Annotated in this window: 12 protein-coding genes; 4 read left to right on the plus strand and 8 right to left on the minus strand. The window is 66.1% G+C overall.

The features are described from left to right. Nucleotides 1-116 precede the first annotated feature (116 nt). The 6 genes from CW348_RS13940 to CW348_RS13965 all read right to left on the minus strand — a co-directional run bounded on the left by CW348_RS13940 (nt 117) and on the right by CW348_RS13965 (nt 6633). Nucleotides 117-2297 carry an anthranilate synthase component I gene (locus CW348_RS13940; RefSeq protein WP_104613058.1) on the minus strand — a complete coding sequence of 727 codons (2181 nt, stop codon included), beginning with the start codon at nt 2295-2297 and terminating at the stop codon, nt 117-119. A gap of 324 nt (nt 2298-2621) precedes the next feature. Beyond that, complete coding sequence (locus CW348_RS13945; RefSeq protein ID WP_104613059.1) at nt 2622-3605, minus strand: aldo/keto reductase; 984 nt, start codon at nt 3603-3605, stop codon at nt 2622-2624. Next, nucleotides 3605-4003 (minus strand): MerR family transcriptional regulator, encoded by a 399-nt coding sequence (locus CW348_RS13950; protein WP_011291818.1) that lies wholly within the window; start codon nt 4001-4003, stop codon nt 3605-3607. The genes CW348_RS13945 and CW348_RS13950 overlap by 1 nt, the downstream gene beginning before the upstream one ends. Nucleotides 4004-4055: 52 nt before the next feature. Next, complete coding sequence (locus tag CW348_RS13955) at nt 4056-4694, minus strand: TetR family transcriptional regulator (RefSeq protein WP_011291817.1); 639 nt, start codon at nt 4692-4694, stop codon at nt 4056-4058. Between the two features lie 4 nt (nt 4695-4698). Then, nucleotides 4699-5826: an acyltransferase gene (locus tag CW348_RS13960; protein ID WP_104613060.1), complete on the minus strand. Its 1128-nt coding sequence runs from the start codon at nt 5824-5826 to the stop codon at nt 4699-4701. A gap of 90 nt (nt 5827-5916) precedes the next feature. After that, nucleotides 5917-6633 carry a hypothetical protein gene (locus CW348_RS13965; protein WP_104613061.1) on the minus strand — a complete coding sequence of 239 codons (717 nt, stop codon included), beginning with the start codon at nt 6631-6633 and terminating at the stop codon, nt 5917-5919. Nucleotides 6634-7157: 524 nt separating this feature from the next. Here CW348_RS13965 and CW348_RS13970 point away from each other — a divergent pair. Beyond that, on the plus strand, nt 7158-7733 hold the full coding sequence (locus CW348_RS13970) for a hypothetical protein (protein ID WP_016188623.1): 576 nt from the start codon (nt 7158-7160) through the stop codon (nt 7731-7733). Between the two features lie 636 nt (nt 7734-8369). On the opposite strand, the gene CW348_RS13975 is transcribed toward CW348_RS13970, so the two are convergent. Next, nucleotides 8370-9599 carry an acyl-CoA dehydrogenase family protein gene (locus CW348_RS13975; RefSeq protein ID WP_011291813.1) on the minus strand — a complete coding sequence of 410 codons (1230 nt, stop codon included), beginning with the start codon at nt 9597-9599 and terminating at the stop codon, nt 8370-8372. Nucleotides 9600-9733: 134 nt separating this feature from the next. After that, the gene (locus CW348_RS13980) at nt 9734-11170 is read right to left on the minus strand and encodes a helix-turn-helix transcriptional regulator (RefSeq protein WP_016188622.1); all 1437 of its coding nucleotides are present in this window, start codon (nt 11168-11170) and stop codon (nt 9734-9736) included. Between the two features lie 216 nt (nt 11171-11386). On the opposite strand from CW348_RS13980, the gene aceA reads away from it, so the two are divergent. The 3 genes from aceA to CW348_RS13995 all read left to right on the plus strand — a co-directional run. Next, nucleotides 11387-12676, plus strand: coding sequence for an isocitrate lyase (gene aceA, locus CW348_RS13985; protein WP_011291811.1), 1290 nt, complete (start codon nt 11387-11389; stop codon nt 12674-12676). A 272-nt stretch (nt 12677-12948) separates the two neighbouring features. Then, nucleotides 12949-13767 carry a CPBP family intramembrane glutamic endopeptidase gene (locus CW348_RS13990; RefSeq protein ID WP_049754932.1) on the plus strand — a complete coding sequence of 273 codons (819 nt, stop codon included), beginning with the start codon at nt 12949-12951 and terminating at the stop codon, nt 13765-13767. A gap of 177 nt (nt 13768-13944) precedes the next feature. Then, nucleotides 13945-14318 (plus strand): acyl-CoA dehydrogenase family protein (locus tag CW348_RS13995; protein WP_287463991.1); only part of this gene is annotated, 374 nt, incomplete at its 3' end.

The raw sequence follows: 14318 nt of genomic DNA on the forward strand, positions 1-14318 counted from the left end.
CCAGCAGGGATCTCCGCCCACTCAGGCCGCTGAATGGCCGAAACCGGACGGTCCGCTACGCAACGACGCGCCCCCGCAACGCAGCGGACCGGGCACAATCGGGCGTACCCCCGAGGTCAGCTGCTCTCCCTGGCCAAGCGCAGCACGTTCGCCACGATCTGCTCCCCCACCCGGCCGGTGAGGATCGACTCAGGGTGGAACTGGACCGCCCACCGCCGCGCCTCAGCATTCTCGATCGCCATGACCACGGGGAAACCGTCGTCCTCCGTCACCGCCGTCACCTCGAACCCTTTCACCCGGTTCGGGGTCGCGTACACGGAGTGGTAGCGGGCCGCGGTGAACTCCCCGTCCTCTCCCAGCCCAGCCAGCAGCGCGCCCCCGGTGACCCGGACCCGGCCGGGTTTACCGTGCACCGGCGTGTCCAAAGTGAGCAGCTCCCCGCCCGCGTACTCCACCATCGCCTGCAGCCCCAGGCACACCCCGAACACAGGCAGGCCGCGCGCGTCCAACTCCTTCAACAGCGCGCTCATCGCGAAATCGGCGGGCAGCCCCGGCCCCGGGGAGAGCACCACCAGGTCGGGACGCATCTGGTCGAGCAGGGACGGGTCGAACCCGTAGCGCACCGTGGTGACCTCGGCGCCGTGCCGCCGGACGTAGTCCGCGAGCGTGTTGACGAACGAGTCTTCGTGGTCGACGAGCAGCACCCGCATCCCCGCCCCCACCTGCTCCACCGCAGGCGCAGCCTTGGGGGTTTCCTCACCCTCGTCGGTGAGGGTCTCCAACAGGGCACGGGCTTTGAGGAAAGTCTCCCGCTCTTCAGCTTCCGGATCAGAGTCGTACAGTAGTGTGGCGCCCGCCCGCACCGTCGCCACCCCGTCCCGGATGTGCGCGGTCCGCAACGTCAACCCGGTGTTCATCGAACCATCAAAATTGATGACACCGACCGCGCCCCCATACCAGCGGCGCGGCGAACTCTCATGCTGTTCGATGAACCGCATCGCCCACGTCTTCGGCGCCCCCGTCACGGTCACCGCCCACATGTGGGTGAGGAACGCGTCAATAGCGTCCAACTCGGGGCGCAGAATCCCCTCAATGTGGTCGACCGTGTGGATGAGCCGACTGTACATTTCGATCTGCCGGCGGCCGATCACCCGCACACTGCCTGGCACGCACACCCGGGACTTGTCGTTGCGGTCCACGTCGGTGCACATGGTCAGCTCCGACTCTTCCTTCGCGGACGACAGCAGCTCCTTGATGTTCTCCGCGTCGCCGACCGCGTCCGCGCCACGCTTGATCGTGCCGGAGATCGGGCAGGTCTCCACCCGCTGCCCCTCTCCGGGACGGCCCGTGACCCGCACAAACATTTCCGGGGACGCGCCGACCAGGTACTCGCCCTCCCCCAGGTTGAGGAAGAACTCGTACGGGGCAGGGTTGCGTTCCCGCAGCCGCTCGTAGAACCGCGCAGGCGACGCACACGGCGCGTACAAGCGGTGGCTGGGCACCACTTCGAACAAGTCGCCGCGGCGGAACCGCTCCTTGGCCTCAGCCACGATCCGCGCATACGACCCGGGTTCCGGCTGCGGCGGCACCTCGGCAGCCGGGGTCACCGGGGGTGTGGGCTCGGTGCGGCGTGGCAGGCCCCGCGTGGTCGCCCCTGCCGGGCCGCGCAACTCCTCCGGCAGCGTGAAGTCGTAGGAGTAGCGCTGGCAGATCTCCCGTTTCCGGTCGTGGACGATGATCTCGTCGGGCAGGTGCAACACCAGGTCCCGGTCCTCCGGGTCGCGCGGCAGCACCTGCTCGATCGGTTCGAACTGGAACGCCAGATCGTAGCCGAACGCCCCGTACAACCCCAGGTGGGGTTCTTCCGCGTGGAAGAACACGCCCACGAGGGCGCGGAGCGCAGAAAAAACACTGGGCCGGCGGCTGCGCTCTTCCTCAGTGAAGAACTCGGTGGGATCCGGTTCAGGGACCGTGACAGCGACCGTGTCGTCGGTGTGCTCCACCACCGCGCCGTGCGCGGTGAGCGCCCGGGCTACCGCGGGCAGCAGGACACGGCCGCGGTCGTTGAGGGCCGTCGCCCCGATCGTGCGGCCGCGCGCGACAACTTCCAGGCACGGGTCCACGTATCCCAAATGCCAACGGCTGTAGCGGCCGGGATACTCCATCCCGGAGGAGAGCACGCCGCCTCGGCGCTGTTCCACGTTGACCGTCAGATCGGCGAGCGCACGGGGATCGCACGGCACTGCCGTGCGGTGCACGGTGATACCACCACTGGTGGTGTAGGAGTTGTCGTCCACGGGCTGGTCCTTTTCGGGCTGGTCTGGTTGCTGTCAGCGCCCGAACCGCGGACAACAGAAACGACCGCCGGTCCGGGCGGTCGCCAGGTCTCAGGAATGCGAACCAGAAGCGCCGCCTACCAGCGGCGCCACCACTGCTGGAAAGTCAGTGCCGGTCGCATGCGCAGAAGTGTAGCGTGTAACACACGGTTCATGGGAGCCCACGGAGCGGTGTGATTTTCCCTTTTTCGTCTGCACCGTGCACCCGTCCCCGGGCCCAGTCGACACACCCGCCCGGCCCCGGGGACGACGTCTCCCGCACCGCAGTACAGAACTCCCCGCAGCTCACCCCGCGTGGTCGAGCCGGGACCGCTGCTCAGCGGTCAACTCCACGTCAACCGCGTCCAAAGCTTCATCAAGCTGCGCCACGCTGCTGACCCCCACCAGCGGGATGATCGCCGGGTCCCCGCCCATCAACCAGGCCAGAACCACCTGGTTGGGGGTCGCATCGCACTCCGCCGCCACCTCCCGCAGCACCTTCAGCCGCGCCGCAGTGCCCGGATGCTCATACGGGTAGGACAGCGTCCGGTCAGCACGCACATACGCCCCATACAGCAGCGGCGTGTAGGTGACCAGGGCGAGCGGCCGACCGTCCCGGTTCTCTTGAGCGACGTAGTCCAAGTGGTCGACGGTGGCATGCATGTGCCCGGCTTCCGGAAGCGGAATATCGAAGCGGGGCTGCAGGTAGCTGTACCGCAACTGGGCAACCTCGTAGCGGGGCCAGCCCCGGTCATCGCTGAGCCTCCGGGCCCGCTCCAACCGCCACGCCCGGTGGTTGCTCGCCCCCACCAGCCCCACCTGGCCTTCCTCGACAAGCTCGGCCAGCACGCCCAAGGTTTCCTCCAAGGGCACTGAACGGTCTTCCCTGTGCAGGTAGACCAGGTCCAGCCGGTCCATGCCGAGCCGCTGCTGGCTCCCCGCTACCGCGGCACGCACCGCTTTCGCGGACAAGCCTTCCGCGTCAGCCAACCCTCCGCCCGGCGTGCGCGGGCGGGCGCCGAACTTGGTGGCGATGAGCACTTCGTCGGTGATCCCGCGCGCGGCCCGCCACCGGCCCAGCAGGGTTTCGCTTTCGTCCCCCGTGAACCCCTCCACCCAGAACTGGTAGTTGTTCGCCGTGTCGATGAAGGTGCCGCCCCGCTCCACGAAACGGTCCAAGATCGCGAACGACTCCGCGTCACCGACCTGGCTGCCGAACTTCATCGCTCCCAGGCAGATCACACTGACCTGCCGTGCCCGCTCCCCACTGCCGATGGTGGTGTAACGCATCAACGCCCCTCTTCTTCCGTGTCCGAACGGTTCTCCGCAAGCACACCCCGGTAGTAGTCGATCTTGTGCCGGATCGCTTCCTGACGGCGGCGCAGCTCAGCGATACGCGCAGTCAACTGCGCATCGTGTTCCACGAGCACCTCGATACGCTGGGGGATCGTGTGGTCGCCCGCGCGGACAAGCTCCGCGAACTCACGCAACCGGGCGATCGGCATGTCGGTGTCCCGCAGGCAACGCACCAGGTCGAGCATTTCGACATCACTTGCCCGATACCGGCGATGCCCGGCAGGGGAGCGCTCCACTTGGGCGAGCAGACCTTCACGCTCGTAATACCGCAGAGTGTCCAGGCTCAGCCCATGCCGACGGGCCACCTCTCCGGGGGTGTAGTAGTCGGTCATGGGTCACAGCCTGAAGGGTGGAGTGCACTCCAGGTCAAGTCCCGGCCGGGATTCATGAGGCGGGCGCAGCACATTCGCTGGTCACCGCGCCCACCACCGCGTCCGTGAGGCTTTCGATCACGTCCTCGTAGGGGATCTCCGGGTGGTCGAGCCACCACTCCCCTGTCGCCTGCACCATGCCGATCACCGCGTGCGCCACGATCACGGCGCGCACCGGATCACTGATGTACTGTTCAGCGACCAGGGTGTCCGCGAACTCCTTGCCGAACCGGCGCACCATGAGACTCACATCGCCGCGGGTACGCGGATCCTCCGCGGTAGCCCGGTGCATGAGGAAACGGTAGAGGTTGAGGTTCTCGCTGATCATCTGCAGGTAGGTGCCGACGGTGGCACGCACCCGCGGACGCAGTTCGGCGGGCTCCCGCAGTTTTTCCCGCACCCGCTCCATGAGCGGGTCGACGTGCCGCTCCGCGAGGGCACGGTAGAGGCCGCTCTTATCGCCGAAGTGGCGGTACAGGATGGGTTTGCTGATTCCCGCCTCAGCCGCGATCGCGGCCATGGGGGCATCAGGACCTTCACGTTGGATGACAGCGTCAGCAGCATCCAGGATCGCGCGACGCCGACGGGGGTCGCGGCCGCGGGAGGCGCGTCCACCCCGCGCAGTCACCGGGGGCAGTGGATCAGGGTTCACAGCCTCACACGGTAGCGCGCAGCCCGGGAATCCTGCGGAGCACGGCGGTGAGGACAAAACTGACCACCAGCACGGCAGCGGCCTGGGCGAGCACGGTCGCCACCATGCCCACCGGGTGCTCGGGAATCCCGGTGAGGGACCGCAGCTCCCGCAGCAGCACCAGGTGGATGAGGAACACCCCGAAGCTCAGATCGGCGAGAGTGCGCAGCCGACGGCGGGCCGCGATCGTGTCCCGGTCGGGGGCGGTGAACCGCCGCCACCGTCCAGCAAGCGGTTTGAACAGCAGGAACAACGCCACCGACATGGCCAGGACAGTCGGGGAAAGATAGTCGTAGGCGTAGGCGGCCTGCGTGTTCCACTCCCCGTAGGCCACCGCGGTCGCCCCGACAATGCCTGTGGTGGCAGCAACAGCCGCGACGAACACCATTCCGGCCACCCACATGCCCCGCTTGCCCAGTTCGCAGTCGCGCAGCAGGTAACCGAGCAGGTAGTAGCCGAGGAAAGGCAGGAAGCGGGTGACGGCGTTGGCTTCACCGATCCCCGCAAAGTCGGAGATCGCCTGGTCCGCCACTCCGACCGCGGTCAGGAACACTGCTGCCCACCACAGCATGCGCCGCGGGGCATGGGCGGTGAGCACCCGCAGGAAAGGCGTGAGCGCATACAGCCCGGCCAGCACGAACAGGAAGTACAAGTGCACGGAGGGCTTGCCCGCCAAGACCCGGTTCAGCGCGTCCGACCAGTCGCTCGCCTGTTTCACGAACAGGTCGATGGACAGGTAGACGACACTCCACACGACCAGGGGGATCCCGATCCGGTTGAACCGCCGCTGGTAGAAGGAGCGCAAGCCTTCCCGGCGCGGCGCGAGCAGCAGTGCCCCGCTGATCATGATGAACACGGGAACACACCAGCGCATCAACGAGTCCACCACGTTCGCGGTCCACCAGGTGGCCGTGCCGATGTCGCTGTAGTAGCGGCGGGTGACCACCACGGCGACGGCGTGCAACACGACCACAGCGGTGATGGCCGCGATCCGGGCCACATCAAGCCAGACGGTTTCTACAGGTGTCGCTTTAGTGACGGAACGTGGCGATACGACGGGAGGCTGAGGGGAACGAGAAGTCTGAACGGTCATGGCACACCCGGTGATCGACAACAACAAACGTTCCGAGATCGTACCGTTATCAGATTCTCATCAAAGTCCCAGGGAAACGGAATTGTCGTTTCACTGCTGTGGAATACGAATCCACACCGCTTCGGCACGCGCCAGCTCGGTTCCTTGCGCGTCGTAGAGGGCACTGGCAGTGAATACTTTGCGTCCTTCGACGCCGAGCAGGCGTCCGAGGACAACGTGGCGCTCCCCGGGACGGGGGTCCGCGAAAACGGCGGCGGTCATCTGTCCCAACAGCATGGGACGCCCGGTAATGTCAACCGACCAGCCTCCCGGACAGTCGAGCGCAGCCCACACCAGTGGCAGCCCTGCGGGATCGGCGGGCGGCGTCCACGCGCAGGCCACCGTGTCCGCTTCCGGGTCACCGCCGAGCGGCCCAGCGAACAGGCGCAGCCCGTCACCGGTGCTCCGCTCCGGCCCGCACACAAAACAGGTGGGAAACGGGTGGTTGCGGTATCCCCGGTAGCCTGCGCTCGCCTGCTCCGCGACAGCGGGCGGCACTGGGTCGAGGTGCTGTTGCGGCACGTCGGCGGGGGCGGCTTCAGCCACGAGCTGTTCACTGTGGAGGAGGTGAACTCCCTCATCAGGGCTGCGGCGCACCGTCATGGGGGTTTGCAGCGGCGGCGGCTGCCGCAGGCGAACACGGACGGCGGGAGCGTCCACGTACTGGGCGAGACGACCGGAGATGTAGCCGCCGTTAGCTGAGGTGGGCGGCCCGTTGAATCGGGCGTCGATTGTGAAATCAGTGGTGACGTTCGCGGCTTCGGCCATGCTGTGTGTGGCGCGCTCTCAATAGGAAGCGGCGCCCCTGCCTCCCTTCTCACCGACAGAAGCTGCTCATCGGACAAAGCCACACTCTCACACCGGGCGAAAGAAGCCGGAGCCGCCTGTGAGAAGGGAACCTGTATCAGGGTGATGCCAGCTCTCGCTGCCGGAGGCTGGCATCACACCCCCGCACGCGCGGGAAGCACGTCGGTTTTCGGTGAGGACGAGGCCGTTGACGAATTACACTCCCGCCTGCGCGGGGAGCACAGGGAACTGCTGCACCGGTCTCCCTACCGCGGGACCATCCCCGCATGCGCGGGGAGCACGGAGGCCGTTGGTTTGCGGGGAGTAGTGCGGGGGGACCATCCCCGCATGCGCGGGGAGCACACTACATGACCTGCGAGTTTACCAGCGCGGCATGCTGATTTCATTCACTTCCCAAAAATCAAACAAAAGAACAAAAGCACAAAAAATTCCTCTACAGCCACAGACAACCTAGAACTAACGAGATCCTTATCAGCTACTTGAGCATGGTCATAGTTGACCAAATCACCACCAATACCCCATACGGCGGCTACCGTACTGCCGTGGACCTCACCATCGTCGAAGCTTGGAACCTTTGGTGGTCGGGCAACCAGCTCACAGACCACACCTTGTACGGCGTCTCCATCCTGTGGCTCTCCCGTGCTGGAAAACTGCTCACGTTCCTCGCGGGAGTCACCATTGTGCTCGACGCGATAGGCCCCGAGCGGCTTCGTGCCTACGCCGACCGGGTGAAGCACACAGGTCGCCACCGCTCCCAGATGTGGAGAGAATTCCCCGTAACAACGCGCCTCTTGTACGTGGGGATCATCGCATCCTCGGTATTAAGCCTGACGTCCGCTCTCCTCATCGTGCTCTACGACGGGGAACCTGTGTGGCTGTTCTTCGCTTGGTGGGGTATTGCGGGAATAGTGTTGTTTCTGTTCGACTTTCTTTCGATCACTGGACGGGCTGCCCAGGCCGCCGCCTGGGTTTTGGAGCATGACCGGTTGGACCGCACTGTCCGCGCCATCGCTGTCCCGCTCTTCCTCACCGGGTTCGTCCTCGACTTCCTCGCCGCCTAATTCCGAGGGGAAGCGACACGGTCGATGCCCTGGCACGCCAGCTCTGCTAAGGGCCTGGTGGCCTCAGCCCTGCATACCTCACCACACCTGTGCTCATGCAGCGGTTGCTTCACTGCCCAAGGCTGCGGACACATTTTCTGCCTCGGTCTCCTCGTCCGGGACAGTGCCTGCCGCATGTCTACCCGAATTGTTTCCTCTCGAGGACAACCATCTCAGTGAGTACGATTCCCTCCCCGGCATTCAACGAGGAACGCAGTCGTAGATATCTTTCTCGCAGCCCTCAGCAAACTTGCTCCTAAAAATCGGCTAGTCAAGAGCCTCTCTTCGAGGGGCTCTTTTCCTGTGCTGCGCAAAGATCTTGTTCAGATCAATCACCGTCGACGACCTGCACCAGAAGTCGGATAGCCGCGCCAGTCTCTATTCTTCGTGAGTTGGAAAGCACACTCACCTCATGCAGCAAAAAGCCGCCTGTGGCGGTGTTCCCTGAGAAAATCCGCCACAGGCGGCACAGCACCGGCGACATCATGGGTCAGGAAGCCGGCGGGACGAGGAGAAGTATTCGGCTTCCTTGTCCGCTGCCGTCCACTTCTCTGCTCGCGTCCCGCCGATTCCCCTGGCTCTGCTGCTTTGCCTCGGCTAGCGCAGCGGCAGTCCGGTGATGGCGCGACCAATGATGAGACGCTGGATCTCCGAGGCGCCTTCGAAGATGGTGAAGATCGTGGCGTCGCGGTGCCAGCGTTCCACCGGGTAGTCCCGGGTATAGCCGTTGCCGCCGAGCAGTCGGATGGCGTTCTGGGTGACCCAGGTAGCGGTTTCGCTGGCGTACAGCTTGCTCATGGAGCCTTCGGCGTTGGCGAATTCTTTTCCGTACCGGGCCATCCAGGAGGCGCGCCACACCAGCAGGCGGGCGGCGTCGATGCGGGTCGCCATGTCGGCGAGGGTGAAGGCGACGGCTTGGTTGTCGCCGATGGGACGGCCGAACTGTTCGCGCTGGCGGACGTAGTCGCGGGCGTATTCGTAGGCGGCGCGTGCGCAGCCCACGGCCATGGCTCCCACGGCGGGGCGGGAGGCTTCGAAGGTTTTCATGGCGGCTTGGCCCTTGGAGCGGCGGCCTTCGCGGGCACGGGCAAGACGCTGGTCCAGTTTCTCTTTGCCACCGAGCAGGCAGCGGCCGGGGATGCGCACGTCGTCGAGGATGACCTCGGCGGTGTGGGAGGCGCGGATGCCGTGTTTGCTGAACTTCTGGCCTTGGGAGAGGCCTTTAGTGCCGGGCGGGATGACGAAGCTGGCTTGGCCGCGGGTGCCGAGTTCCGGGTCGACGGAGGCGACGACGACGTGGACGTCGGCGATGCCGCCGTTGGTGATCCAGGTCTTCGTGCCGTTGAGGACCCATTCGTCTTTGGCTTCGTCGTAGACGGCGCGGGTGCGGATGGCGCCGACGTCGCTTCCCGCGTCGGGTTCGGAGACGCAGAAGGCGCCGAGTTTGATGTCGTCGGGGGTGCCGAACATTTGGGGGGTCCATTCCAGGATTTGCTCCTGGGTGCCGTTGGCGCTGACGGCGACGGCGGCGAGGGTGGTGCCGGTGAGGGCGAGCGCGATGCCGGGGTCGCCCCAGTACAGCTCTTCGTAGACGACGGGGATGGCGATGCCGCTGGGGTCGAACATCTGGTTGGCGAAGAAGTCGAGGGAGTAGAGGCCGATCTTGGCGGCTTCTTGGAGGATCGGCCAGGGGGTTTCTTCGCGTTCGTCCCATTCGGCGGCGGCTGGGCGCATGACGTCGCGGGCGAATTCGTGGACCCAGTCGCGGATGTGGATGAGGTCTTCGCTGAGTTCGAGGCTGAAGGATGCGGGCGTCTCGTCGGTCATGACGGTGTCCTTCGTGTGGGGTGGTAGACGATAGGTGTTACCAACGGTAACATGTTAGCGGGGTCATGAAACAGGGGTGGTTCCGGCGGGTCCCGGAACCACCCCTGGCTGCTGTATCCGGCCGGGTTGTGGCCTTATGCGGTCTCGTATTTTTCGAGGAAGGTGTAGACGTCGGTCTCGTCGACGCCGGGGAATTGGCCGGTGGGCAGGGCGGCCAGGACGTGGGAGTGGGCGCGGGCCGACGGCCAGACGTTGCCTTCCCAACGGGAGGCGAGCTCCGAGGGGGGCCGCACGCAGCATTCCCCGACCGGGCACTCGGATTTGGTGCGGTTGGTGGTCTCCCGGCCGCGGAACCACCGCGATTCCTTGTAGGGCACGCCCAGGGTGATGGCGAAGTTGCGTTCCCGGCTGGGGTCGACATGGGCCACACACCAGTGGGTGCCGTTGGGTTTGTCGGTGTACTGGTAGTAGATCGAATAGCGGTCGGGGGAGGCGAAGACTTGGCGGCCCGCCCAGTAGCGGCACAGGCGCTGGCCTTCGATGGCCCCGGTGTCGTCGGTGGGGAAGATCAGCCCGTCGTTTTGGTAGGCCTTGTAGATGATGCCGGTCTCGTCGTTGCGGATGAAGTGGCAGACGAGGTCGAGGTGGCGGGTGGCCAGATTGGTGAACCGGTGGGCGGCCATCTCGTAGGAGACGGCGTAGACGTCGCGGAGGTCTTCGACGGACAGGTCGCGTTGCCGTTTGGCCTCGGTGAGGAACGGGACGGCCGTGAATTCGGGGATGAGGACCGCGGCGGCGAAGTAGTTCGCTTCCACGCGTTGGCGGAGGAAGTCGGCGAAGTCGCGGGGCGGGGTGTGGCCGAGGACGAAGTGGCCGAGGGTCTGCAGCAGGATGGTGCGCGGCGTGTGCATGCCCAGCGATTCCCGCTTGAGGTAGATGCGGCGGTTGCGGGTGTCGGTGACTGAGCGCACCGAGCGGGGCAGGTCGGGGACGTAGCGCAGGGTGAATCCGTGGTGGGCGACGATGGCGAGGATCATGCCCTGGGAGAGTGCCCCGCCTTGGTAGCCGACGGCTTCGAGGGTTTCCCGCGCGGCTTTTTCGATCTCGGGGAAGTAGTTGTCGCGCTCGCTCATGAGGCGGCGGAGTTCCGCGTTGGCGCGGCGGGCTTCCTCGTTCGTGGTGGTGGGTTTGGCGGCGCGCCGCTTGAGTTCCTCGTAGAGGGTGACGATGTGTTCGAGGACGTCGTTGGGGACGCGCTTGCCGACTTTGAGGTGGGGCAGGTTGAGGGACTGGTAGAGGGGGTCCCGCTGGGCTTCTTCGAGGGCGATCTCTAGTTGGGCGCGGCGGCTGGGGGGCTGGCGGGAGAGGAGCTCCTCCACAGAGACGTCGAGGGCTTTGGCGAGCGCGGTGAGCAGGGAGAGCTTGGGTTCCCGCTTGCCGTTTTCCAGCAGGGAGAGCTGGGACGGGGCGCGTCCTACGCGTTCTCCCAGTTCAGCGAGGGTCATGTTGCGGGCGCGGCGGAGGTGGCGCAGCCGCTGGCCAAAGGTGACGAGATCTAGGTCACTTGGCAAAGTCGGTATTTCTTCAGTCCCAAAGTACGGCATGCGTTCATGCTAGAGAAAAAATCGCAAATCTTCACCCGAATCCCGCTCGAAAAACCGTGGAAGTTTGCAAAGAATGGTGATCACCGGCGGGGAACGAACCGCACACCGCACGTTTGACCTGGTGCGGGGGCTCTCCAGCCGGTGGACTTACCAGGGGATCAGACTCGTTAAGGCGGGAAGACCATGAGCATCACCGGTCGTCAGCAGGAAGCCAGCGCGGCTCTCCAAAAGGAGTGGGAGACCAACCCGCGCTGGAAGGGCGTCAAGCGGACGTACTCCGCTGAGGATGTGATCCGGCTGCGCGGCTCGGTCACCGAGGAGCACACGCTGGCCCGTTTGGGAGCAGAACGCCTGTGGGAGCTGCTCCACACTGAGGACTACATCAACGCCCTCGGTGCGCTCACCGGTAACCAGGCTGTCCAGCAGGTCCGCGCCGGCCTGAAGGCCATCTACCTCTCCGGATGGCAGGTCGCAGCCGACGCCAACCTGTCCGGGCACACCTACCCCGACCAGAGCCTCTACCCGGCCAACTCGGTTCCGCAGGTGGTGCGGCGGATCAACAACGCGCTGCTGCGCGCAGACCAGATCTCCTGGTCGGAGGGTGACGAGGACGCCCCGTACTGGCTGGCGCCGATCGTCGCCGACGCGGAGGCCGGATTCGGCGGTGTCCTCAACGCCTACGAGCTGATGAAGGCCATGATCGCCGCGGGTGCGGCTGGCGTGCACTGGGAAGACCAGCTCGCCTCCGAGAAGAAGTGCGGCCACCTGGGCGGCAAGGTCCTCATCCCGACCGGCCAGCACATCAAGACCCTCAACGCGGCGCGGCTGGCTGCCGACGTGGCCGGGGTGCCTTCGCTGATCATTGCGCGGACCGACGCGCAGGCTGCCACCCTGATCACGAGCGACATCGACGAGCGCGACCGGCCTTTCATCACCGGCGAACGCACTCCGGAGGGCTTCTACCGGGTCCGCAACGGCCTGGAAGCGTGCATCGCCCGCGGCCTGGCGTACGCTCCCTACGCCGACCTGCTGTGGATGGAGACCTCCACGCCGGACCTGGAGGTGGCTCGCCAGTTCGCCGAAGCGATCAAGGACAAGTACCCCGACCAGTTGCTGGCCTACAACTGCTCGCCGTCGTTCAACTGGAAGCGTCACCTCGACGACGCGACCATCGCCAAGTTCCAGCGCGAGCTGGGCCACATGGGCTACAAGTTCCAGTTCATCACCCTGGCGGGCTTCCACTCGCTCAACTACTCGATGTTCAACCTGGCCAAGGGGTACGCGGCTCGGGGCATGAGCGCCTACGTGGAGCTGCAGGAGGCGGAGTTCGCTGCCGAGGCCGACGGCTACACCGCGACCCGGCACCAGCGCGAGGTCGGCACCGGCTACTTCGACCTGATCAGCACCACGATCTCGCCGGACGCTTCCACGACGGCTCTGACCGGATCCACCGAAGAGGAGCAGTTCAACTAACACCCCCTATCCCCCTCTGGGTGCATCGGGTGGCCTCCTCCCCCACCCGATGCATCCCCCTCGACCTTTCTCCCCCGCAGAAGACCGGTGGTCAGCGGCTCACTGACATCCCGGTCTTCCCCGGCGTCCGTCCCGCCCCCGCTTTCGTGGCTGGGGCGCGGGTGGGACGGACGTCCACCCGCCGGTCTCGCGGTTCCCGTGTCACCCGCGAGACCGGCCTCCTTTTTCTGCCGGTGGGCGGGTGGTGTCGGGACACTGGCAGAATTTCGACCATGGCCGAACCGACGCTGGACCCGGCTGGCAGTGGTGCTGCTGGTCGGACTTCTCCTGGTGTGCTGACCCGCCGGATGCTCGGGGTGGAGGTCTGGTGTGTGTTAGCGCTGTCGTTGGGTGCGTCGGCTGTGGCCGCGACGATTTCTTTTGTGGGTGCGCTGACTGCGCCTGAAGCGCTGTCGGAGCAGACGGCGAGCCTGGTGACGTCAGCGGCGGATGCGGAGCGTCCGTGGCTGGACTTGTCGTGGCAGGCCTACCGGCTGCTGTTCGCGTTCGCTCCGGTGGCGTTGGTGGTCTACCTGCTGCACCGGTCGGGGGATTCTGCGCGGACGATCGGTTTTGATCTGCGCCGTCCCGGTTTCGACGCGGGGTGGGGGGTGCTGCTGGCCGCGGGGATCGGCTTGGGCGGTCTGGTGGTCTACCTGGTGTCGGTGCAGTGGGGGATCAATCGTCCTATCGCGCCGAGTGCGTTGCACGGGCATTGGTGGCAGCACGCGGTCCTGGTGTTGCAAGCGGTGAAGAACGGCGTGCTGGAAGAGGTTGTGGTGGTCGGCTATCTGCTGCTGCGGTTGGAGCAGTTGGGCTGGTCGCCGGTGCGGGCGGTGGCGGCGTCGTCGGGGCTGCGTGCGCTCTACCACCTCTACCAGGGGGTGGGCATGTTTGTCGGCAACCTGGTGATGGGGGTGGTGTTCTGCTGGTTCTACCGCCGGTACGGGCGGGTGATGCCGCTGGTGGTGGCACATTCGGTGATCGACATTGTGGCGTTTGTGGGGTCGGTGTATGTCATCGGCCGGGTGGGCTGGCTGCCGGGGGCGTGAGCCGGCCAGGGGAGGCCGGTCAGGGGGCGACTGGGCTGGGCACGACGGCGTCTTCGATGTGGCGGGGCGGGCCGGGGGGGGAGCCGGCACCCCCGGGGGCGGCGGGGGGGGGGGGGGGTGAGGGCAGGGAGAAGCACCCGTGCCCCCCTGGGCGGCGGGGGGGCGCCCGCCGATCACGTGGTCGGTGATTTCGGGAAGGGCTTCCGCGTGGTCATGGAGGGGCTGTCCGAGGCCCGCCTGTTCATCGGCGCCGCCGCCTTGGGAGTCTGCATCCAGGCGGTGAACGACACGATCCTGCGCATGCGCGCCCGACGCGCCTTCGGGCGCAGCATGGGGCAGTTCCCCTCGGTGCGGGAGCGTGTGAGCGGTATGTTGGCGGAGTGCCTGGCGGCGGAGTCGCTGGTGTACCTGTGCCTTTCGATCGCCGACCGGACGCGGGAGGTGGACCTGGTGGAGAGCGCGGTGGTGCGGCTCTCTGCCTCGCGCAGCGTGGCGCGGGTCCTCGACTCCGTGTGGGAGCTGTCGGGCGCTCAGGCCTTCGAGAGCGACGC

The organism is Thermobifida sp., assembly GCF_017577275.1.
GTDB classification, from domain to species: Bacteria; Actinomycetota; Actinomycetes; order Streptosporangiales; family Streptosporangiaceae; genus Thermobifida; species Thermobifida fusca.

Coding starts and splice junctions, on each gene's coding strand:
- CW348_RS13945 (WP_104613059.1), bottom strand. CDS start 3,605: ATGCGTTACACCACCATCGGCAGTGGGGAGCGGGCACGGCAGGTCAGT.
- CW348_RS13950 (WP_011291818.1), bottom strand. CDS start 4,003: ATGACCGACTACTACACCCCCGGAGAGGTGGCCCGTCGGCATGGGCTG.
- CW348_RS13960 (WP_104613060.1), bottom strand. CDS start 5,826: ATGACCGTTCAGACTTCTCGTTCCCCTCAGCCTCCCGTCGTATCGCCA.
- CW348_RS13965 (WP_104613061.1), bottom strand. CDS start 6,633: ATGGCCGAAGCCGCGAACGTCACCACTGATTTCACAATCGACGCCCGA.
- CW348_RS13970 (WP_016188623.1), top strand. CDS start 7,158: ATGGTCATAGTTGACCAAATCACCACCAATACCCCATACGGCGGCTAC.
- CW348_RS13975 (WP_011291813.1), bottom strand. CDS start 9,599: ATGACCGACGAGACGCCCGCATCCTTCAGCCTCGAACTCAGCGAAGAC.
- aceA (WP_011291811.1), top strand. CDS start 11,387: ATGAGCATCACCGGTCGTCAGCAGGAAGCCAGCGCGGCTCTCCAAAAG.
- CW348_RS13990 (WP_049754932.1), top strand. CDS start 12,949: ATGGCCGAACCGACGCTGGACCCGGCTGGCAGTGGTGCTGCTGGTCGG.